The sequence below is a fragment of the Deltaproteobacteria bacterium genome, from assembly GCA_026129095.1.
GTDB lineage: Bacteria > JAGRBM01 > JAGRBM01 > JAGRBM01 > JAHCIT01 > JAHCIT01.
In genome coordinates this window covers 14,070-35,560 of sequence record JAHCIT010000014.1, presented here as the reverse complement: position 1 = coordinate 35,560, position 21,491 = coordinate 14,070, and the positions used below count along the sequence as shown (strand labels likewise).

11 protein-coding genes are annotated in these 21,491 nt (G+C 61.4%); all 11 read right to left on the bottom strand.

Going from position 1 to position 21,491, the window contains the following annotated elements; translation table 11 throughout:
* Positions 1-124: 124 nt before the first annotated feature.
* Positions 125-1,924 (bottom strand): translation elongation factor 4, encoded by a 1,800-nt coding sequence (gene lepA, locus KIT79_15255; protein MCW5830664.1) that lies wholly within the window; start codon positions 1,922-1,924, stop codon positions 125-127.
* A 139-nt stretch (positions 1,925-2,063) separates the two neighbouring features.
* Positions 2,064-2,906 (bottom strand): SPOR domain-containing protein, encoded by an 843-nt coding sequence (locus tag KIT79_15250; GenBank protein ID MCW5830663.1) that lies wholly within the window; start codon positions 2,904-2,906, stop codon positions 2,064-2,066.
* A 21-nt stretch (positions 2,907-2,927) separates the two neighbouring features.
* The gene (locus KIT79_15245; GenBank protein ID MCW5830662.1) at positions 2,928-4,853 is read right to left on the bottom strand and encodes an arginine--tRNA ligase; all 1,926 of its coding nucleotides are present in this window, start codon (positions 4,851-4,853) and stop codon (positions 2,928-2,930) included.
* 86 nt (positions 4,854-4,939) lie between these two features.
* A complete protein-coding gene (locus KIT79_15240; protein MCW5830661.1) occupies positions 4,940-6,883 on the bottom strand; it encodes a hypothetical protein in 1,944 nt (647 codons plus the stop codon).
* An 11-nt stretch (positions 6,884-6,894) separates the two neighbouring features.
* Positions 6,895-8,214: an outer membrane protein transport protein gene (locus tag KIT79_15235; protein ID MCW5830660.1), complete on the bottom strand. Its 1,320-nt coding sequence runs from the start codon at positions 8,212-8,214 to the stop codon at positions 6,895-6,897.
* The gene (locus tag KIT79_15230) at positions 8,211-14,738 is read right to left on the bottom strand and encodes a hypothetical protein (protein MCW5830659.1); all 6,528 of its coding nucleotides are present in this window, start codon (positions 14,736-14,738) and stop codon (positions 8,211-8,213) included. The genes KIT79_15235 and KIT79_15230 overlap by 4 nt, the downstream gene beginning before the upstream one ends.
* Positions 14,739-15,303: 565 nt before the next feature.
* A complete protein-coding gene (gene aspS / locus KIT79_15225; protein ID MCW5830658.1) occupies positions 15,304-17,112 on the bottom strand; it encodes an aspartate--tRNA ligase in 1,809 nt (602 codons plus the stop codon).
* A 126-nt stretch (positions 17,113-17,238) separates the two neighbouring features.
* Complete coding sequence (locus tag KIT79_15220; GenBank protein MCW5830657.1) at positions 17,239-18,276, bottom strand: GTPase domain-containing protein; 1,038 nt, start codon at positions 18,274-18,276, stop codon at positions 17,239-17,241.
* Positions 18,277-18,303: 27 nt separating this feature from the next.
* Positions 18,304-19,437 (bottom strand): hypothetical protein, encoded by a 1,134-nt coding sequence (locus KIT79_15215; protein ID MCW5830656.1) that lies wholly within the window; start codon positions 19,435-19,437, stop codon positions 18,304-18,306.
* A gap of 219 nt (positions 19,438-19,656) precedes the next feature.
* A complete protein-coding gene (locus KIT79_15210) occupies positions 19,657-20,781 on the bottom strand; it encodes an SPOR domain-containing protein (GenBank protein MCW5830655.1) in 1,125 nt (374 codons plus the stop codon).
* Positions 20,782-21,014: 233 nt separating this feature from the next.
* Positions 21,015-21,476, bottom strand: a complete 462-nt coding sequence (locus KIT79_15205) for a hypothetical protein (GenBank protein ID MCW5830654.1) — start codon at positions 21,474-21,476, stop codon at positions 21,015-21,017.
* Between the last annotated feature and the right edge of the window lie 15 nt (positions 21,477-21,491).

The window sequence follows — 21,491 nt, the reverse complement described above, 5'->3', positions numbered from 1 at the left end:
CGGGGCCAGCACCTTCCGGTGCTTGCGGCGAATCCAGCGCGACTCGGCCACATAGGACCGGGCGGCTTCCTTCAAGTGCGCGCCGGAAAGGCCCTCAAGACCGGCGGAAACTTCATCGGTCATGTCAATCCACCTTGAGCACCGCGAGGAACGCTTCCTGCGGGATATCCACGGCACCCACCGACTTCATGCGCTTCTTGCCCTCTTTCTGTTTTTCGAGGAGCTTGCGCTTGCGGGTGATATCCCCACCGTAGCATTTGGCGAGCACGTCCTTGCGGAGCGCCTTCACCGTCGACCGGGCGATCACCCGGCCGCCAATCGCCGCCTGAATGGCGACTTCGTACATCTGGCGCGGGATCAGTTCCTTCAGCTTCTCGCACAGGTCGCGCCCCTTGTGGAACGCCTTCTCCCGATGGACGATCACGCTGAGGGCGTCCACCGGCTCGCCATTGACGAGGATATTGAGCCGGACGAGATCGCTCTCCTCGTAGCCCGAAAGCCGGTAGTCGAACGAGGCGTAACCCTTGGTGGCGGACTTGAGGCGGTCGTGGAAGTCGAGCACGATCTCGTTCATCGGCAGGTCGAAGATCACCTGCGCCCGCTGTGGCGTGATGTACTTGATCTCTTTCTGACGCCCGCGGCGTTCGACACAGAGCTTGACCGCAACCCCGATGTAGTCGGACGGCGTGTAGACGTTCACCTCCATCATCGGCTCCTCGATCGATTCGACTCCCTGGTCGGGAAGCATCGACGGATTGTCGATCTCAGTCACAGAGCCGTCATGCTTCTTGATCCGGTAGACCACCGATGGAGCCGTCGTGATCAGGTCGAGGTTATACTCGCGTTCAAGCCGCTCCTGGATGATATCCATGTGGAGCAGGCCGAGGAACCCGCACCGGAACCCGAACCCGAGCGCCGAGGAGGTTTCCGGCTCGAAGGTGATGGAACTGTCGTTGAGCTGGAGTTTCTGGAGTGCCTCCTTGAGCCGTCCGTAGTCGTCGGAATTGATCGGGTAGACCCCGGCAAAAACCATCGGCTGTATCTTCTTGAACCCCGGCAAGGCTTCGGTCGATCCGCCCGTGACGGTGGTCAGCGTATCGCCCACCCGGGCATCCGCCAGCGCCTTGATATTGGCTATGACGAAGCCCACTTCCCCGGTATAGAGGCCATCCAGTTCCGAGGCCTTCGGCGAGAAGGCGCCCACCTTCAGAACCTCATACATTGATCCGGTGCTCATCATCTTGATCTTCGTGCCGGGAACAATCTGCCCGTCCACGACGCGAACGAGACAGATGACACCCTGGTACTCGTCGAACCACGAATCGAAAATGAGTGCCTTGAGTGGCGCAGACGGATCACCTTTCGGTGGCGGCACCTGCCGGACCACGCGCTCCAGTAGTTCCGGTACGCCCGTCCCCAGCTTGGCCGAGACCGCCGTGGCCGTGGATGCCTCGATACCGATGATCTCTTCTATCTCCTGCCGGACTGCATCCGGCCTCGCCGATGGAAGGTCGATCTTGTTGATGGCGGGGACGATTTCTAGCCCCTGATCGACGGCCAGATATACGTTGGCGAGCGTCTGCGCCTCGACCCCCTGGCTGGCGTCCACGACGAGCACCGCTCCTTCGCAGGCCTTCAGCGAACGGCTGACCTCATAGTTGAAATCCACATGGCCGGGCGTGTCGATCAGGTTGAATTCGTACGTCTTGCCGTCTGCGGCCCGGTAGTGAAGCCGGACCGAGGATGCCTTGATCGTGATCCCGCGCTCACGCTCCAGGTCCATGGAATCGAGGGTCTGCTCCCGCCGGTCACGGTCCGTCATCGCCCCTGTCGTATCCAGAATACGGTCGGCCAGCGTCGACTTTCCGTGGTCGATATGGGCGATAATGCAGAAGTTGCGGATCAGTTCCTGGGGAGTGGGCATAGGAGCACAGTTACCGCAGGCCGCTTCAGGCGGCCCCGGAACGGGAGGGTATAGACGGTCCCAAGGGGGCTAACAAACCGGGAAACAGCGGCCAGCCGAAAAGCCTAACCTGCTGAATTAAGGTGCGTTTAGGCCTCTCTCACTTTACTGCATCGATAATCCGGGGGCCTACGACCTTCATGTCCCGCTCAAGGGCTGTGCGGGCACGCTCGGCCTCTGCGCGGTCGCTGAACCGGCCCACCTGAATACGGTAAATCCGTTTTCCGCCGACCGTATCCAGCCCCATGAAGGCAGGGAAGCGTCCCTTCTCCCACCGCTCCAGTTCCTTCTGCGCGCTCGCCTTATCGGTAAAGGCGGCGACCTGAATGGACAGTGGCCCCTTCATGCCAGAAAGAGGCCGCCCTCTCAGAAGCGGCTGGCCCGGATCCTTTGCGGATACGGCGGGACTGGCGGAAGCGACCTGGGTAGCGGGCTTGGCTCCGGACTTTTCGGGAACTGGCTTCGCTGGCTGGACCTCTGCCACCGGTTTCACAGCGGCAGGCTTGGGCGCTTCCGGCCGTACCTGGGCGATCGGTTTTGCCGGCTGGGAAGCACCGGAACCCGATTTCGGCGCCGGAGCCGCAGCCGCTGGTGGAGCCACAGGCTGCTCCACCACCACTGATTCGCGGGAATACTGATCCAGAAGCTCCGCACGGTTCTTGCGGGATTTCGCATCCGGAGTAACGGGGACGACCGTCGATGCACTGCCCTGGGGAGCCTGAACCGCCGGGAGCACGTCGTCTTCGTCCTTGTCCAGCCGGAGTGCAAGCGAGTTCTGTCCGGAACTGCCCGGCGGCGCCGGGATCGAAACCCGTGTTCCGTACAGGACACCGGTCAGGAAAAAGAGTCCTGCCGCGACCACCGCAGCGGATGTGAGCATGGCCAGTTGCTTGTTGTCGAGGGAGACCTGGTGACGGTCTGCGACGTCCTTGAAGGAGCGCATGGCTCTCTCCGTTCGCTGTCGTCAGCCCTCACCCGCTGGGCTGTCCATCCGGTCCGGCGCCGAGATCCCGAGCAGTTCGAGACCTCCCCGGATCACTATCGCCATGGCGGCGGACAGCTTGAGCCGCGCCCGGGACAGTTCCGGCTGCGCCGCGTCCACGACCTTATATAAGGTTTCGCCGGACGGACTTTTTGCAGAGTAGTAGTTACTGAATGTCCTGACAAGCTCAATCAGGTAGAAGGTCAGATGGTGGGGCTCCAGGGCCCGGGCGCAGTCGAGTACCACGTCAGGGAATTCGGCTGCCTTGCGGATGAGGGCGATCTCCTCCGGTGCCACCAGCAGTCCCAGTTTGGCTGGCGCGGCCGGATCGAACGGCACGCCCTCTCCCGCTGCCTTTCTCAGTATGCTGGCGATCCGGGCATACCCGTACTGCACATAGTAAACGGGGTTCTCGTTCGACTGCTTCCGTGCAAGTTCGAGGTCGAACTCGATGGTCTGGTCGTGGCTGCGGGAGAGGAAAAACCACCGGCAGGCATCCACCCCCACGTCGGTCATGACTTCCTCAAGCGTGACAAAATTGCCCTGCCGCTTAGACATCTTCCCCTGCTGTCCGCCTTCCATCAGCAGCACAAACTGGAGAATCCGGAAAATCAGCCGCTCGGGATCATGTCCCAGGAGCTTCATCGCCCCCCGGACACGCGGGATATAGCCGTGATGGTCGGCGCCCCAGACATTGATGAGCCGCTGATAGCCCCGGCTGAACTTGTCCTCGTGATAGGCGATGTCGCTCGCGAAATAGGTCTTGACCCCATTGCTCCGGACGACGACCCGGTCCTTCTCGTCCTCCAGCGAATCCTTTTCCAGCTGCCAGGCGCTGTCCTTGAGCACCAGCACGCCTCTGGCCTTCATCTGCTCGATGGTCTGGTCCACGACACCCGACTCGACCATCTGGCGTTCCGAGAAATACCGGTCGAATACGACGTTGAACCGGCGAAGCGTGCGCCGGATATGCCCCAGAAGAATGGCGCTGCCTGCAGCCTTGAAGAACGCGAGCGCTTTCGCGTGGTCGTTCAGGAACTCCCGGGCCTTCTCGTGGAGATCTTCCTTGAGCGGCGGGGCTTCGCCGCCTTTTGCTGCCAGTTCGTATACTTCCAGCACCCGGCCGGTCCGCGGAAGGAGATCAGGGAACTCATCATCCGCCGATCCGTTGACGAGCGCATCGACCCGGTCTGGCGCAAGCGCCTCGACCAGCAGGATAACCGAGAGGATCTTCACGTATTCGCCCTGGTATTTTACCTCCAGGTCGTTCACGTGCAGTCCGGCAAGCTGGCGGGCATGGTAGAAAAGCGACTCTCCGAGGTTATCCACCTGGAGCCCCGCGTCGTTCACGTAAAACTCGGCCGTGACATCGTTCCCCGTCGCCCGGAGTATCCGCGCCATCGTGTCGCCGAAGGCCGCTCCACGGCCGTGCCCGACATGCATCGGGCCGGTAGGGTTGGCACTCACGAACTCGATGTTGATCTTCTCGTTGGACGGGACGTGAACCGCTCCGAAGCCCCTGTACTGGCCGCCTGACAGGGCAAGGGGCCCGGCGGCGAGCATCTCGTCAACCAGTCCGTGCCAGCCCTCCGGCCGGATACGGAAGTTCAGGAAGCCGGGTCCGGCCACTTCTGCCGGATCAAGCCACTCCGGCCGGCCGTCGTCGAGCCAGCGCTTCAGGTCTTCACCCAGTTTCCGGGGATTTGCCCTGAGCGGCTTGGCGAGCTGCATCGCCAGATTCAGTGCAAAATCCCCATGTCCCTTGTCCTTCGGGAGCATGATTTCGACGGGGATCCGGACATTACCGGCCGTTACGAGCACATCGTCATCCAGCCGGACCGGCAGCTCACCCGTACCCGTCACACGCGCCAGCGTCTTGAGGACATGAAACCGTATCGCATTCTTCATAGTTCAGGCCCGGGAAACCCGGCATGCGGACGCGAAAAATCCGGTCCGTGCGGCAAGGGATAGCCACCGGTGGTGCAGAAGTAAAACTACTGCTGGACGACCGTAAACGTCACGCCGCTGCGGGCCGGACGCTGCCGCCCGATATCAGCGCGGTCGAAAATCACCGCCTCGACCGACACCTGGGCCGATTGTCCGGCACTGAGGGGCGGCGATATCAGGAAATCCTGGAGCGTCAGGGCCACTTCCGCCCGGTCAGCCACGTCGAACCGGAAGGCCGGGAACTCCTCGTTGAAATCCTCGTTCAGCTTGAGGGTCGGCGGCGATCCGCTGCCGACGGCACCATTGGTGGTCTGGTTGGTGGCAGTAATCGCAGTGCCGGCACCGGCAGTTGTCTGGATACCGGTAATACGGATCTGGAACGTGGACTGGTCGATACCCGAACCGCCGAAATCCTCGAAGCGGAGGCGGAACGTGACCGACCCGCCCTGGGAAAACACCAGGCTGGAGCCCTGCGGCGAAAGGAACTGGATCGTGGGAGGAATCGTGTCGTCCAGCCGGACGATCGTCGCCATGTTGATCGAGGCGAGCCCCTTGCTAGTCGACTCATAGAACACACGAAGCACATCACTGGAATCGAATGTCGAGGCCGGCTTGGCCGACTTGGCCGCCTGGACCAGGACGGGATTGGTCGGAATGATGGTCGAGATACGGAGCACCTGGTCGTCGGCATCCCAGTCGAAACCATCGAATGATCCCGTGATGCCCACTCGCTGGGCGCCGATCTCGCTCGTGCCGGTGTACCACATCCGCATGACCACCCGGCCGGTGATGGTGGTTGAGAGCTCGATAGTCGGGTCACCGCTGCCTACGTCGTCAAAGCCGGGGAAGTTGCCGTTGTTGACGACGATGTTGTTGGCAAGGGGCCGGTTCGGGGCGTATGGCGTCGCATATACCACGTCGGAATCGGACCGGATGAGCCGCTCGGCAACCATCCGCCCGTCACTGGTGGTCCTCATCTCGGCAACACAGATCCGGTCGATCTTCCGGACCTCGCAGTCCCCCTGGACAATCCGCCCGAACTCCTCGGTGCAGGTATAATACATGAGAACCCGGTTCCGTTCATACGGACTCTGGATGACAAAGGGCGAGCTGACGCCGCCCGATTCCCAAGGGTAAGGCCCCGCCCGGACTCCCGTGGCCCGCGCCGAATTCCGCGAATTCAGTTCCGTGACCGATGCACTGCCAAACTCGTCCGGCAGGAACGATTTCCGGTCGCACGGCAGCGTGTAGGGATCGAACGAATCGGCCAGTGAGTTGAAGAACGCGTCTTCCTCTGTCGTGATCACCGGGTCGCCAGCCGTCATCGCCTTGTTGGCGATCAGAAGCGGTACCCCATTGCGGCCAATCTGGTTTACCGGGGGCAACTGCGCCCGGCCGATTGCCGGCGGGACTTCGGGAACTTCGGCGCCGTCGAACCGGAGAATCGGATCCGGAAGCCCAGGCCCCGCATAGTAAAGGAACCCATCAGCCACCATCGGGTCGGTCACGCCATTTGAATCGTAACAGTTCTCGATCAGGCCGTTGGGGCCGCATCCTGCCACCGCCGGCACCGGCGGATCGAACGGGACGAGCCCCGGATCGTCGGCCAGATTGCGCCTCACGAGAATGACTTCCCGGGGGCCCCAGGTCTGCCCCTCGGTGTCGGAATCTGAGCGGCCAATGGCGAAAGTCACGTTCCGGTCGCTGGCGCTGTCGGGCTGGTCATCGCCCTGGAAATACATTGAATACGTGCCATCCGGATTGATCAGCACGTAGGGACTGCCGACGCCGTAATCGTCGAACGTGTAGACAAAGCCGGACTGTGTCGTGTCCGATGCGAACAGGGGCACCTTGCCCAGCGTGGCAAGGTAGCCCACCTGCGGATCAGTGGGGAACGGATCGGGAAGGAACGGATCGGTGCAGCCCTGCGGCCCCAGCCAGAATCCGGCCGCAGCCACCAGTATCACCCCTATCGTCAGTTTCCGGTGCATACGCATCGTTCTCAGAACCTCACCGTAAATGTCGCGCCGATGTTGAATACCCGGCCCTTGAAGCGGAGATCACCGATCGGGTGCAGCGGTGATTCACGCTGGTACGTCCGACGCTGGTACTGGGTCCACTGGAAATGGTTGTCAATCGTGAACGGCTTCTGGAGTATTTCCGTCGGATCCTTCAGCGTGACACCGGTGCCAATGGAGAAACCGTTGGCAGTGGAGTCCAGGAAGCTCGTGTCGAAAACCTGCTCGGGAGCGGGGCTTGTACGCCGGAAATACCCCGCCCTGAACCGGATATCCTCGTTCAGCTTGTACTCGACACCGGCACGCAGTTCGTAGGTGTTGCTGAAGTTCGGGTCCGGATCGATGGTGACGATCGGCGCAACCAGCGCGGTCGGCGTGATCCGCAGCGCGATGCCGGGGCTCGGTGTTTCTGACGAGAACACGTACACGAAGTCGGTCGAAAGGATCAGTTTCTCAAGCACCTCGAAAGAGAGACCGCCACCAAGCTGGGCCGGGGAGAACAGGATCGAACTCGTGAACGACGACGAGAACCCGATAATGTCGGCGTCCACGTCGATCGGCAGGTCGAAATCGGGCTTCACCTTGCCCCTGTAGAACATGCCCAGCTTCAGGTACCGGATCGGGGTGATCTGCACACCCAGAATGGGAGCAAGCGTCGGCGCAATGGTGATCGACGTATCGCGCTGGCGTATCGCGGCGTTGGCGAGGTCCACAGATGTCCGTATCTTGCCCTTCGCCGTCACGAGGAGCTGCCCGCCGGCGCCAAACGAGAAATACTGGTTCACCCGGTATGCGGCACCAAAGGCAATCACCGGCGTCTGGAGCTGGTCCTCGCTGAAAACAAACGAGGGTTCCTCGGGTGTGCGGATACGTATAGAAACGATGGTCGGGAACGGTGTGTAGGCAGCCAGTCCGATGGCGAGCTTGCGTTCGAACGGACCGCCAATCGGCACAACACCGCCGAAATTGTTGGCAAGGAATGTCTTGGTGCTCCCCTTCCGGGTACCGGAAAAGCTCTGGATCCGGAAGCTGGGAATGACCAGCTGCGGGCCGGCCGAAAGCTGGAGGTCGGTCTTGTTCGCAAGTCCGGCGGGGTTGTAGAACACGGCGGCGAAATCATCCGCATGCGCGGACACTGCACCGCCCAGCGCCATCGACTTCGAACCGAGGCCGAACTGGATGGCAGGCGACTGGGCCCGTGCAGCGGCCGGCAGCAGCAGGGCCGCGGACAGGAAAGCCATCGCCGCGAGCCGGTGTCTCCACCGTCCGCCGGGCAGCCCTCCGCTCAAGTTGCGAGGATTCATCTCGGCCTGTCCACCCCCAGCACCCCATTATTCAGCAGAATGCTGACAAAAATAACCATCTCGTCGGTCACGTTTTCCTGAGACATCAGCACCAGCGTCGGCGTCAGGCGCTCAAGTGCCCCCGTCGTTACCAGCTGGGAGATGACGCCCACCAGTACGTCCGCCACCCCTGTATCAATCAGTTCGACCAGCGTATCATATAAAAACCGGATGTCCTGCTCCGGGACATCGCCCAGTACCCGCGTCATGCATTCAATAACCCGGCCGGCCAGCGACGGCGCGGCGGAACAGAGCACAGGCGGCAGGTCCACATTGACCTGGAAAAATTCCGAAAGGCCCTTCTGGAACACCAGTTTCGCGTCCGCCTCGATCAGCGGGATGGTAGCGTCGATAAATCCGGCGACGGCGCCGGTATTCGGGTCAAACTGGTCGATGATGAAGGAAAGCAGCTTCTGGCGGTCCGAATGGTTCAGCGACTGGAATGCGTCGTTGGCCTCACCCAGCGCAGCCAGGCTCTGCTCAGCGGCGAACAACCGCAACGTCGAGAGAAGGGGATCCTCCTTGCGCTGTCCCCGCGGCGTGGCAAGCAGATCCCCGATCGTGCCGAGCAGCGTGGCCGTGAACGGGACCAGCTCGGTGTCGAACTCCGGATCGGTCCCGATGGCTCCGAACGTAAGCGCCGCCTGGACAATGATGTCGCCAAAAAGCGTCAGTTGGGCAGGTTCTTCCAGCGAACTGCAGTTGAAAACCGGCGCGCCGATGCCGATCGGCGGCACATCCCCGACAATACAGTCAACCAGGAGCGCCATGAGATCATCGGCCCCCTGCGTGAGAAAATCGCCAGGCCGCATGAGGATGGGATTGCCGGAAGCATCATACTGCACTGCTCCTGCCTTGGTCCGTAGCGGAACCGCTGCCGTCGCCGCCCGGACAAAGTCCACCAGCAGCGAGATACCATCGGTACGGTTCTCGCATGGGAACGCCCCGACGCCGATCTCCTCCAGACTGCATGGAATCCCGATGATGTCACGGTAGATCACCGGGTCAGAGGCCGAATGCATCGGAGGAATCACGATCGGATTGTTGACGCTCTGGATGGTGACTTCATCGAACGCGTTCAGGAAGTCGAGCGCGTCCCGGACCAGGGGGTTATCCGGATTCAGCAGCGCCGCCAGCAGGGGTTCCAGCTGCTGGAGAACGATCCGGTTGTTGGTGATCTCCCCGTTATCCATCTGCCGGGACCGGGTTAGCGATCGGCTCGCCGTGATGATGGCGTCATTGACGTTCAGGTTCTGGCCATTGGGCCGGATCAGTCCCTGCGCCAGACGGACCCCCACCGGAAGAATTCCGTTCCGGGCCAGCGCCTCGATTGCCTTCAGCGACTCGCGGATCGCCTGCTTGTCGGATTCGCTCACCAGCGACCCCTCCAGCAGCGGAGCCGTCATCGCGCTGGTGTCCTCGATCATCTGGCGGGCGGTCGCCGTGCGAACCCGTGAAACCTGGGGAAGCAGTTGCGCCAGCACGTTCACCGACCGGCGAATGCTGTAACTGGTAACCGAACCGGACGGCGGAGCCGTGTCGTTGACCAGGCAGCTTGGATCGACACCGGGATGCGGGGCGTTACACCGGTACACCGATGTGCTCTCTACCGTGCAGAAGTTCCGCGGCACGATCGGCACCGGATCACCCGGCACAAAGGCCGGATATGCCGAGCAGACAGTCGCCGTGGGCGGTTCCTGCCGCTTGCATATCGTGGCCGCCGCGTCGCGCACATTCAGTTCGTCAGGCGGATTGTTCGGACTGCCGGGCACGAAACTCGCGAACGGATCGTAGAAGTTGAGATCCGGCGAGAACCCGGCGCTTCCCACAACGGGTATGCTGGCCGGCAGCGACGTGCCATTAACGGATATGGTGCTCACGCAGAGTATCTGGTCCGCCTTCACGGCCTTGACGCGGAACCGTTCCTGCACAGTCCCGATCTGAAGCACCAGATCGTCCTCGGTGCCATCGTGATTGATTTCAGTATACGGGTTGCCGCTGAAATCCCCGCTACAGGAAAGAACCGGTACCGAATTCACCGGGCACAGGTTTGAAAGTGGCTGGCCGGAGTACGCCGTCGTCGAAACCGGATTGAGACGCCTCAGATCGCTCCCGTAGTGCAGCGTGAACTCGCCCTGGATGTCGAAAATCGGCAGCGCACGAGTCATCTGTTGCGCAATGGAGGGGCGGAACTCCGGGGAACCGTTGGCCTGGGCGCGGGAAAGGTCGATGTTGGAGAAGTCGAAGTTCGGCGGCAGGCCGTCAAACGTCGGGATCCGTCCGTCTTCCTGGTGGAAGTTGTAAATCTGGAACAGCTGATGGGGCAGTCTTTCAAGGTAGTTTGCCATCGTGCCCAGATACAGCCCACCGCCGGAAAGCCGGGTTTCGATGTCATCACCCGGCAGGATATCGTCATCCAGCCCCTCCTCGGCCGCCAGATAGATGCCGCTCTCGCCGATCACCTGCATCACCCGATAGCAATCGACCGTCTCCTTGCTGCAGATAAGGTCCACCATCCGGCGCCGGTCGGCGAAACGGAGCCCCGGTGTGGGTTCCAGGGATTCGATTTCAATCGTATTGTCCCGGTAAGCCGGATACCCGGGCCGGGAATCGATATCCCAGACCTGGTACTGATCGCAGTTGTCAGGGTCCAGGATATCCGGGTTCAGCGGAATCCCGCTGGCATCGACTTCCGGCGCCGCCATCCGCCTCAGGTCGAGGACCGATGGGGCGTTGGGAAGATCGTCCAGAGCAGGCGCGCAAATGGCATAGTGCAGTGGCTGGCGAGCCACCACCATGATGTCGCCCGGAACCGCGAAGCTGAAATCGATCACGTTCGCTGCCGATGCGACATCAAGTTCAATGCTGCTCAGTCCCACGCTTGTGCCGGGCGTTCCGATGACAACCGTCGTCGATGCGGTCACCGGTCCGGTCACCGAATCACAGGTCAGCGTATAGGTCGTCGTGGCAGGGGGGTTCACCGACACCTGCCCGAACGGGATATTGACCGCTCCGATACCATTGTCGATCGAACACCCGGTGACGCCGCTGGTATCCCAGCCAAGCGAGGTGAACTGGGGTGCGGTCTTGATGAATGGAGTCGCCGCAAACACCCGGATGGGGACCTGGAACTCGCCCACTACCGGCTGCTCCACCGTCAGCGAGCCTTCCACGGGGCCATCGGTACCCTGGCATGTCACGGAATAGGTAGTTGCCAGGTCGAGAGGATCTGGCGAGAGGTTCAGGGATCCTCCCGTTCCAGCCACCGTCGCCAGGGGAAGTCCGTTTGCCTCGATGTCGCAGGACACTGCCTTCGGTGTCTCCCAGGCCAGAAGTGCCTCTGCACGGGTGAACCCGAACATCCGCAGTCCATTGCCCGGAACCAGATCCTGGCCGGGATCGCCGCTGGTAGTCGCCAGTGCGACTTCGGTCAGGTCGATCGGACTGCCGTCGGGAAGCACCCGCTGGACCGGCACCGCCAGACAGCCATCCGGACCCTGGCAAAGCGGTTCCATCCGGTAGTTGTGGGCGGTGCGTATGAAAAGGGCGTCCACCGATGCGAGTGGATCGTTCGCAATGTTGCCCAGCGCATTGCGGAGAATGAACTCCAGCGTGCCATACGGGAAAACGCGCCCAAAAGGATTATCGAAATCGTTGGGAATCCGGATCGTGACCGGCTGGGTCAGCAGGTTCACGGGCGCCTGCGCCTGGAGGAAGGTCGAACCGTCGGCAACTCTCGTCCGGTCGAAATACTCCTCGATAAACTGGCCGCTCGTCAGGTTGTATTCCTTCCGGAGTTCAGCAGCGTACCGGGTTTCGAAGGAACCACGGAACGACTGGTATCCGAGGGGACCGTCGGTCAGCAGCGCGTAGAGCGCCTTGATCGCGGGGCCCAGCACGTACTCGTTACTCACCAGATCCTGCGTCAGCAGCGCATAGCCGATGTCCTGGATAATCACCGTCGGCAGGCCTTCCTTGACGACCTGGCCATTCTGGTCCTCGCGGTTGATGAACAGCCGGAGCGGGTTGCGCAACCCCTCGGCCAGCGCGAAGGCTCCGCGCTCCAGCGACGGCCCCAGGCCCGAGCTGTATGCCAGTTCCACGCCGTCCAGTGTGGCTTCCAGCAGGCGGGGAAGATTGTCGTTCAGCGTGAACGGATTGGCGTCATCGGGCTGGTAGAAATTATCAGGCGTGATGGTGACGGTGTTCAGGATGTCGCGATAGTCGATCACGCCGTCGGGGGCCCCGTCCGGGAACCGGTCCTGTATCGAGAACCCGTTCACCAGATTCACCCGGCCGTTCCGGTCAACGACCGCCGGCAGCAGATCCTGATCGTCCAGAACGCCGTCGAGATTGGTGTCGAACAGCCGGCAGTCCAGCGGCTCGGTAAACAGGCGGCAGTCGGGGAAACCGTCGCCATCCTTGTCAAAATGGAATGCGCGGGCGGCGTAAAGCGGGTTCGTGAGCACATCGAAGGAAAAATCCCGGATGTCGAAAATGCCGTCGCCATTCACGTCGAAGTTCTCGCCATCCGAAACCGTGCCGTCATTGTTCAGGTCGAGGAAGTCGAGCTGGCACTGGGGGGTTCCGCTCAGGAAGTCGAACTGGTAGTCCACGGTCTTGGCGACCTGGATGCGCCGGTTGGCCGGGACATTGATGGTCTCGACGATATCCTTGGCGATCATGCAGGAGCCGTCGCCGTTGCGGTCCAGGTTATCGAAGGCGTTGAACACGCCGTCCCGGTTCTGGTCGGTGCGGACGCTTGTCAGCGCGAGCAGCTCGATGGGGCTCACGAAGTCGTCGCCGTAGAAACGGTTGCCTGGCATGAGATCGGTCAGCAGGAACAGGTCAAGAATCGTGCGCGAATCGGGCGTCAGCTTGCCGCTGACCACCCGTTCGATCACCGGCAGGGCATCGCGCACGATGTTCAGCTGTCCAAACCGGTATGCCAGGGTCGTGTCCGCCCGGTCCGCGATATAGAAACCGCTGCTGGAATTCAGGTCGTTGCCGCGCGGGAACCGGCCCGTTGTCGACTGCGGTGCCAGATAAAGAATATCGCCCGCGAGCGGTGTCGCCGGCAACAGGACAGACAGCCGCCGGTGCTTCTTCCGCTCGGCAAAACTGTCGTTGTAGGTCTGGTCAAAGACCAGCGCATCAGCCATTTCCTGCACCAGGAAGCGCGGCTTCACCTTGAGTTCGCGGCGGGCGGGGGCGACCACCCTGAAGTCGAGTCCCGAATTGACTCCGCTCTTGAACCGGATCTCGTCCCCTGCCTGGATGCCAGCTTCGGCGAAGTCGCGGGTCGTGAAGTCCGCCGGATCATGGAAGCTGTATACGACGCCGCCGGCAGCAGCGGAATCGACGGCGTAGTCGAATGTCTCGTTCAACACGGGCGGGAATACGCTGAAGTCGTCCAGCTCCACATCGGTTGCGCGGACATTCGTCGGCACGAGGATCTGGAACCGGAAGTTGGTGTCATCCTCCAGCACAGGACCCACTTCGGCAATGTCCACGGCACCGGGGACAAAGGCGTTCTGGCAGATCGTCAGCGAGTTCACGCTGTTCACGGAAGCGATGTTGAACGAGCGGCCTGCATTGCGGCCGGTAAGGAACCGGACCCGGAACGAGAGCCGGTAGTTATCCAGCGGGACCGCCTGCGGGAAGGCCGGGTTGACAGACGGCTGCGGCGTGCAGGCGTTCGGCAGCGTGGGAATCAGGTTTGTGTTCATGAGGCGGAACGTCGAAGCCGCCGAGTTCAGCGTTCCATCGGCCGCGTAGGCCTGCGTCGTTCCCGTGCCTGCGAGCACGGCAAAAACGCCGTTCACGCCGCGGTCCAGGAATGCCTGGTCCGGAGGAAGGACCCGGGAGTAGGGAACGAGTCCCAGGTTGAGCTGGTCCAGGATGTTCTGCAGGCCATCCGAACCCAGCTTGTCGTTCAGTTCGAGCAGTATCCCGACCACTTCCACACGCGGATCGGAGAACCGGGGATCGTCGCTGCGAAACTCCGGCGCCAGCAGGTTCCGGAGTGCAGGCAGAAAGTCCTGAATCGCGCCGCTTTCAAACAGGACCGACACCAGATCCCACGAGGACTGGATGCCCGGCTGGGAAGGATCGCGGTCAGCTGCGAGCACGTTCAGCAGGTCGGTCGAGATCGGCGTGAACTGGAATATCGTCCCCCGGTCGATCAGGGCGTTCAGCACCCGCGACAGCTCTTCCACCCGCTGCGCGTTCAGGATGATCGACAACGCATCGACCAGCTCCTTCAGGCCGCCGGTCCGGTAAATCTGCTGGAACGAGATCACCAGCGCGTCGAGTTGCCCGGCCCGCGCCAGTTCCGTGAACTGCACCAGGATATCTGCTGCCGGTGGCGACCGGGTGAACTGCTCCCCCGGAGGAATTGAGTCGGCAAGCGGCTTGGCCTTGTTCGTGTTTTCACAGGCCGCCGCAGGGAGAAGCAGGCAGGCGAGCAGGACGGCACGGAACACGGCCGACAGGAATTGCTTCCGGCCGCTGCCATGCCCCGGCTTCGGTCTCCCGTCACGGCGGTGCGCACTCGCCCGCACGGGAACTGTCCGTCTCGCCTCGTCCTGCAACGTCCACACCCCACAAACCGGCCATGGGATCACCCCAGCCAGGCGTGCTTCGGCTATCACCCCACCGCAACAGAGAGAGAAAGCCGGTCCGCTCGCGAGACAGACAAGCCCTCTCCGACTCCCCGAACGGACCACGGGCAGCGGGCGGAGCCAGATCGGTCCCCGCCAGTGCCCTCTGATCCGTTAAAAACCCGCCCCAGGCGGGGCGAGTTTTTGGTGCCGTGATGCGAATTAAAGACTACTTAGAACCGGCCATTGGGCGCAACGAGATATTGCCAAATTACCCTTGAATTACAGGCATTTACATCTCTTTACGTTCAACAGGGACAGGGTTGTTTCTGACGGATTTTCGAGCCGTGACTGGCCCAAGTTCAGTGTGCGAATAAAGCCTGAACACGATGACGCGCTACGTCAGCAGATAGCTCTGACTGGGGAAAAACGGATTTTCTCAATAATTTCAGGGCCGGTGGATACGGATCGAGAGCTCCAGAAGCTGTTTTGCATCTACTTCCCCCGGGGCGTCGGTCATGAGATCTACCCCCTTCTGGGTCTTGGGGAAGGTGATCACATCCCGGATCGAGTGCATTCCGGCCAGCAGCATGACGGTCCGGTCAAGACCCAGCGCCAGCCCCCCATGGGGCGGCGTTCCGAACTGCAGCGCGTCAAGAAGGAACCCGAACTTTGCCTGTGACTCCTCGGCCGTCAGTCCGAGCGCGCTGAAAACCTTCTGCTGGATATCCTGCCGGTGGATACGGATCGAGCCGCCGCCCAGTTCCAGGCCATTCAGCACGATATCGTATGCCTGGGCCGTCGCCTTGAGCGGGTCGGTGTCAAGGAGTGGAATGTCCTCGTCCCGCGGCGCGGTGAACGGATGGTGGAGCGCCACATACCGCTTTTCCGCCTCGTCGAATTCGAACATGGGGAAGTCGGTCACCCACAGGAAGTTCAGCTTCGCCTGGTCAATGAGGTTCAGCTTCGCTCCCAGATGCAGCCGCACGGCCGACAGGGCCGCGTGAGCAACCGCCGGTTTGTCGGCCATGAAGAAAAGGATGTCGCCGACTTCGGGTTTCAGCCGTTCCCTGAGTCCGTCCTTCTCGGCAGGCGAGAGGAACTTCTCTATTGGCGATTGCCACGCACCGCCCTCGTTGATCTTGATCCACGCAAGCCCCTTGGCTCCGTGTATCTTCACCAGGTCCGTCAACGAGTCGATCTCGCTCCGCGAGAGCTGGCCGCCGCCCTTGGCATTCATCGCCTTGACGATGCCGCCAGACTCCACCTGCGCGGCGAATACCTTGACGCCGGACCCCCTGAACAGGTCGGTCACCGTGAGATGCTCAAGGCCGAACCGGGTGTCTGGCTTGTCGGAGCCATATCGCTCCATCACCTCGGCGTAAGTGAGCCGCGGGAAAGGAGTGGAAATGTCATAGCCCCGGGAGACCTTCACCAGTTCCTTCAGGAGCCCCTCGATGAGGGCGTACATCTGTTCGCAGGTAAGGAAGCTCTTTTCGATATCGATCTGCGTAAATTCAGGCTGCCGGTCGGCCCGCAAATCCTCGTCGCGGAAGCATTTGACGATCTGGTAGTACGCATCGAAGCCCGACACCATCAGTATCTGCTTGAACAGCTGCGGTGACTGGGGCAGGGCATAAAAGCGGCCAGGATTGACCCGTGAGGGAACGAGAAAATCCCGTGCGCCTTCCGGCGTCGACTTGGTGAGCATCGGTGTTTCCAGATCCAGAAACCCGTTCCGGTTCAAATACTGCCGGGTGGCCGCCATGATCTCGTGCCGGAGCACAAATGGCCTCTGCACCACGGGACGGCGGAGGTCGAGATACCTGTACTTGAGACGAGTGTTCTCGTTCACCTCGCTCTTGTCGTCTATCTGGAACGGCGGCGGCGCACTGGTGTTCAGGATCCGGAGTTCGTCCACCAGCACCTCGATCTCGCCGGTCGGAAGGCGCGGGTTGATCATGTCCTTTGGCCGGGACCGGACACGGCCCCTTACCGCCAGCACGAATTCGCCGCGGACAAGATCGGCATGGGCATGCGCTTCCTTGCTGTGGGCCGGATCAGCCACCACCTGCGTGATCCCCCAACGATCCCTGAGATCAATAAAGATGACGCCGCCGTGGTCACGGTTTGAATGCGCCCAGCCGAACAGGACCACTTCCTGCCCCGCATCCTTTGCGGTCAATTCATGATTACGGTGGGTTCGCTGCCAGCCATCAAGGGGCTGCAGCCTGAGGGAGCGTGATGAGGGTTCCATAGGGTTAGGGCCAGAGTCGCTTTCATGCCGGCGCCGGGGATATCCGGCCGCCGGTTCAGGTACCGCACAACAGGTCCATGCGGGGCAGCGAGCCTAGCATTATGATACACTTAGGCAAAAGCGGGCCTATTTCCCTCCGGCAGGAGCCCGGACCGACAGGTCGATCTTGGCCTCGTAGGTCTTTCCGGTAAGGGGATCCTTGAGCCGGACCGTGACCAGAATACCGCCACCGGGCGCGGTCTCGATGGAACCAATTCCGGTTACAGCAAGCCGCGTGGGAACCGGATCGATCTTGGAAACCGTTTCCGGCGCGACATTCTTCGCCGCAGGCGCCGGGATGCCGGCAGCAGCCAGTATCGCCGCCGTCGGCACGGCATCAGGTTTTTGTGGCGCGGAGGCTGCTGGTGCCACAGACCCGGTCGACGGCGGCCCCAGACTGTCCAGCAGGGCCTCCTCGTCGGCGTCAAGCTGCTGCTCGCCTTCGAGCGACGGAACCGGCGCGGAAGGCGCGGGTGAGATCCGAAGCGCCGGCCGCGGAACCGGGCGCTGGCTCCCTGGAAGCGGAGGCATTCCCCCGATGGTGGTATCCTTGATGTGCTTCAGGACCAGCTTGGTGAGCCCCTGAAAGGTCGGAAGCACTCCCTGGCCCGAACTGGCCACCGCCTCGAACTGCGGAAACCCGGCACGGTTGAGTTTTTCCTGCAACTCGGCGACCGGCATTGCGTCGGGAGCGTCACGTTTGTTGAACTGGACAACCAGCGGCAGGTCCGTCACCTTCAGTCCATAGTCCCGCAGGTTGTCGATAAGGTTCTGAAAGCTTTCCAGGTTGTCCTTGAGGAACCGGCGCGAGGAATCGGCAACGAACACTATTCCATCGGCGTTCTTCAGGACGAGTTTCCGCGTCGAATTGTAGAAAACCTGGCCCGGTACGGTGTAGACCTGTATCCGGGTCTTGAACCCGCTGATCTCCCCAAGGTCCACCGGCAGATAGTCGAAAAACAGCGTCCGGTCCTGTTCGGTCGCCAGCGTCATCAGGTCGCCACGCAGGTCTTCCTTCAGCTTGGCGTGGATGTACTGGATATTCGTGGTTTTCCCGGACTGCCCCGGCCCGTAATAGACAATCTTCGCGCGAATGTCGCGGGTGGTGTTGTTGAAGGTTGCCACGTTTCGGAGTCCGGACTGCCTTTCGCGCTATTTCTTTTCTTTCTTGCGCCGTTCTTCTTCCTCGCGGAGCTGCAATATCCGGCGTGCAGCACCCCGGACCGATGCCGAGGCATTCTTGTTCTTGCTGACTTCCTTCTGGTCGGAAGGCATCAGCGTTGCAAGAAATTTCATGGCCTGGTCGAGCGGAGCCTTCGGATTGTTCACGATGGAGTAACGAACCCCATACAGCTTCGAGTGGGTCTTGCTCTGGGCAATGGATCCCAGCACGAATGCGTCGATGTTCTTGTCCGCGGCAAATGCCTCGACTTCCGGTTCGGTGAGCTGCGGGTTTTTCATGACCGACATCGACACCAGCCGGTTTGGGTCGCGGACCAGCAGGGCCCGGACAGCCTTGTTTCCCTGCGAAGCAAGCCGCATCTTCTGGGCGATCGACATCTTGGCGATGGCAGCATAGACATTGGTCTTGGCCAGCTCGAACAGATTGGCTTCTTCTTCGGCCCCGCCCTCGGCCGGTGCATCGCTCAGCCATTCTTCAGGGAAGTCCATGTCGGCGAATTCATCAGCCTTGGGAGCATCCGAAATGGCATCGTCATCCAGTTCGAGCATCTCGACGTCACCACCGGCGTCCGCAAGTGTGGCTGTCCGGGCCACGGGACCGGGGGGAGTTTCGTCCTTGATCCCGAGGAAGATGTGACGGAACTCGATCACCCGGGCGCGAATGTCGATATCCAGCTTCGGGTTTTCCAGCAGCGCAACAGTGATCTGGGCGTTATCAATCATCCGTTCCTGGTTCTGCGAGATGATATCCACGAGCATGCGGTCGCCTGTCCGCGCCACATGCATCAACGTCTCGTCGGATATTCGCTTGGAAGTGATGATCCGCTCCATGACTTCGTCCGGCAGCCCAATCTTCGCCAGGTAATCGAGCACTTCAGGGGCCTCGATTTTTGAAACAGTGGAGGCGACCATCGGCGCCGGAAGTTCGCCGGCCGCCTTGGCCGCAGCCTCCCGGACGGCATCCACCGGATCGCTCGACAGGAAATACAGGGCGATCAGCAGGTCTTCGGGCTTGAGCGGCACCAGCCCCCTGGCCGCCATGAGACGTGTTTTCTCCGGGGCGTCAGGCCCGACGAATTTCCGGAGTACCTGGGGAATTTCCACGTCTGCCCTCGTCCCAAAAACAGCGCCGCGTCCCGCTCATGGGACCGGTTTCCATGCACCGTGCCCATGACACGGCACTCATTTCCGATCATGGCCTGCAGTGCACCGGGCAGGCCGCATGGGGCGAATGCCCCCTGCTGGCTAAACCTTCCGGCACACAGTCTAGCCAGTCATGCCACGATGGAAAAAGAAGCAGGGCCTTTAGATTGGCAAAAAACGTCAGTCCGCCAGATACAGCCGGGGATTCCAGCCGGCCTTCAACATGCTGGTCATGGCCGTTTCGGCTTCGGGAACGGTCTTGTACTGGCCACCCCAGAGATCATATACCCGCTTGGTTAGTTGAACCCGTTCCTGGGTGCCCGGTGGATATCCCGCAGGCCCCAGCTTTGCGGCATATTCGGCATATTTGGCCTGGGTGAAAAAGCTGCCTGCATAGACCGTATAGCTGGATGGCGAGTTCTTGATGACAAAGGCGTCGAAGCCCTTGCCTTTCAGTTCGCGGGCCAGCTTCTCCGAGGTCGCACGCTGGGGGAACTCGGCCACCCTGAGCCGCAGCATGTCGATGCGGGCATCGGCGGTGCGCTGGATGGGCTTGATGCCCCACTGGCGGACCCGTTCCTTGGCTCCATCCAGATGGGCCGGCACGACGTAGGTGCCGAAATAGAAACTGAGGAACTGGTTTTTGGCCAGCCGGGGAAGCGCCGAGCGGGCCGCTTCATCGGCATCGCCGGAAGCGTTGAACAGTGTCCGCGTCAGCACGTTCGCCCCATCGGGCCGGCGATCTATGTCGCCCAGCATGGCAAACGGACCCGGAAACGGATCCACAATCTTCGGCGCGGGCGGCGGAGCCTCCACCGGCGGAGACGGCTCGGCTGCGACCGGCCGGGGCGGAGGAGGAGGCGGAGTCGCTGATCCGCCAAACAGCATGAAGCCGGCACCGATGAGCAGCAGCAATCCGAGGACGGCGCCGCCAATCAGTATCATCTTTTTCCGTTTTTTGGCCTTGTCCGGCGCTCCATCGGAAAAATCGAGGTCTTCAACCGCCTGGGCCGGTTCACCCGGACCGGACGTATCACCGAATAGGTCGGTCACATCATCGTCCGGCGTCATTTCAAGGGGAGCTTCTTCAGCCGTACCGAATGGCTGAACCGCCTCGTGGTCCTGAAGCACCGGGGTCTTTTTCGCGCCAGCCGGCGCATTTTTTTTCGCTGCAGGAAGAGGTGCTGGCGGAGCAAACAGTTCCGCGTCGACTACATCGCCGCCTTCATCCTGCGTGGGGGGCTGGAAGAAATCGTCCAGCGACGCTTCATCCATTCCGTCGCCGCCGCTGCCATCTTTCGCCATGTTGGAGAGGAACTCCCTTGACCGGATGCCGCCTGGGACCGCGCTTAGGGCCACTTCATCCTTGATCTGTTATTCCTGATTCCCGGGAACAACGGACGAGGTGCCAGGCGGAGCTACCGGATCATGCTGTGTGGGACAGCCGGAAAGCTCAACATTTTCGCCATTTTGCGGTTAACGGAACAGACTGTCAAGAGCAGGGGAGTTCCATAAGCATCGCCGCGGGCCAGCGGAGCTTACCCGGCTGAAGCGTGGCTTTCGCCGGACAACCACCAGGTCAGTCTTCCAATCCACTTGTTTACAGGATGGTTTCGCGGGAGAAATCCCAGGGCCGGCTTGCGCCGGATACCCAGCGAATAGGCCAGTTGCCGGAGTTCATCGTGCTCGGGATCCACCGTGAGCCCCTTGTAGATCGCCTCAATGGCCTGAGGTTTTTTCCCAAGCTGGAGATAGACCTTCGCCATGTTCAGGAAACATTCCGGGCGGAAAAACTCGATCTGGGCGGCCTTGCTGCACGCCTCGATCGCACGGCCGGTATCGGCCCCTTCCCGGGCAAGCGCGAGTCCGAGATACGAGAGCACAAGCATGTCCTCGGGAGCCTCGGATTTCAGTTTCTTCAGTTCAACGAGTGCATCTTCCACCCGCCCGGCGTCGAGCATCTCGACCGCTGCCTTCCGGCGGCGTCTCAGATCGTCCATGTCCATGCCACTCAC

Coding starts and splice junctions, on each gene's coding strand:
- lepA (MCW5830664.1), bottom strand. CDS start 1,924: ATGCCCACTCCCCAGGAACTGATCCGCAACTTCTGCATTATCGCCCAT.
- KIT79_15205 (MCW5830654.1), bottom strand. CDS start 21,476: ATGGACGATCTGAGACGCCGCCGGAAGGCAGCGGTCGAGATGCTCGAC.
- KIT79_15235 (MCW5830660.1), bottom strand. CDS start 8,214: ATGAATCCTCGCAACTTGAGCGGAGGGCTGCCCGGCGGACGGTGGAGA.
- aspS (MCW5830658.1), bottom strand. CDS start 17,112: ATGGAACCCTCATCACGCTCCCTCAGGCTGCAGCCCCTTGATGGCTGG.
- KIT79_15210 (MCW5830655.1), bottom strand. CDS start 20,781: ATGGCGAAAGATGGCAGCGGCGGCGACGGAATGGATGAAGCGTCGCTG.
- KIT79_15245 (MCW5830662.1), bottom strand. CDS start 4,853: ATGAAGAATGCGATACGGTTTCATGTCCTCAAGACGCTGGCGCGTGTG.
- KIT79_15240 (MCW5830661.1), bottom strand. CDS start 6,883: ATGCACCGGAAACTGACGATAGGGGTGATACTGGTGGCTGCGGCCGGA.
- KIT79_15250 (MCW5830663.1), bottom strand. CDS start 2,906: ATGCGCTCCTTCAAGGACGTCGCAGACCGTCACCAGGTCTCCCTCGAC.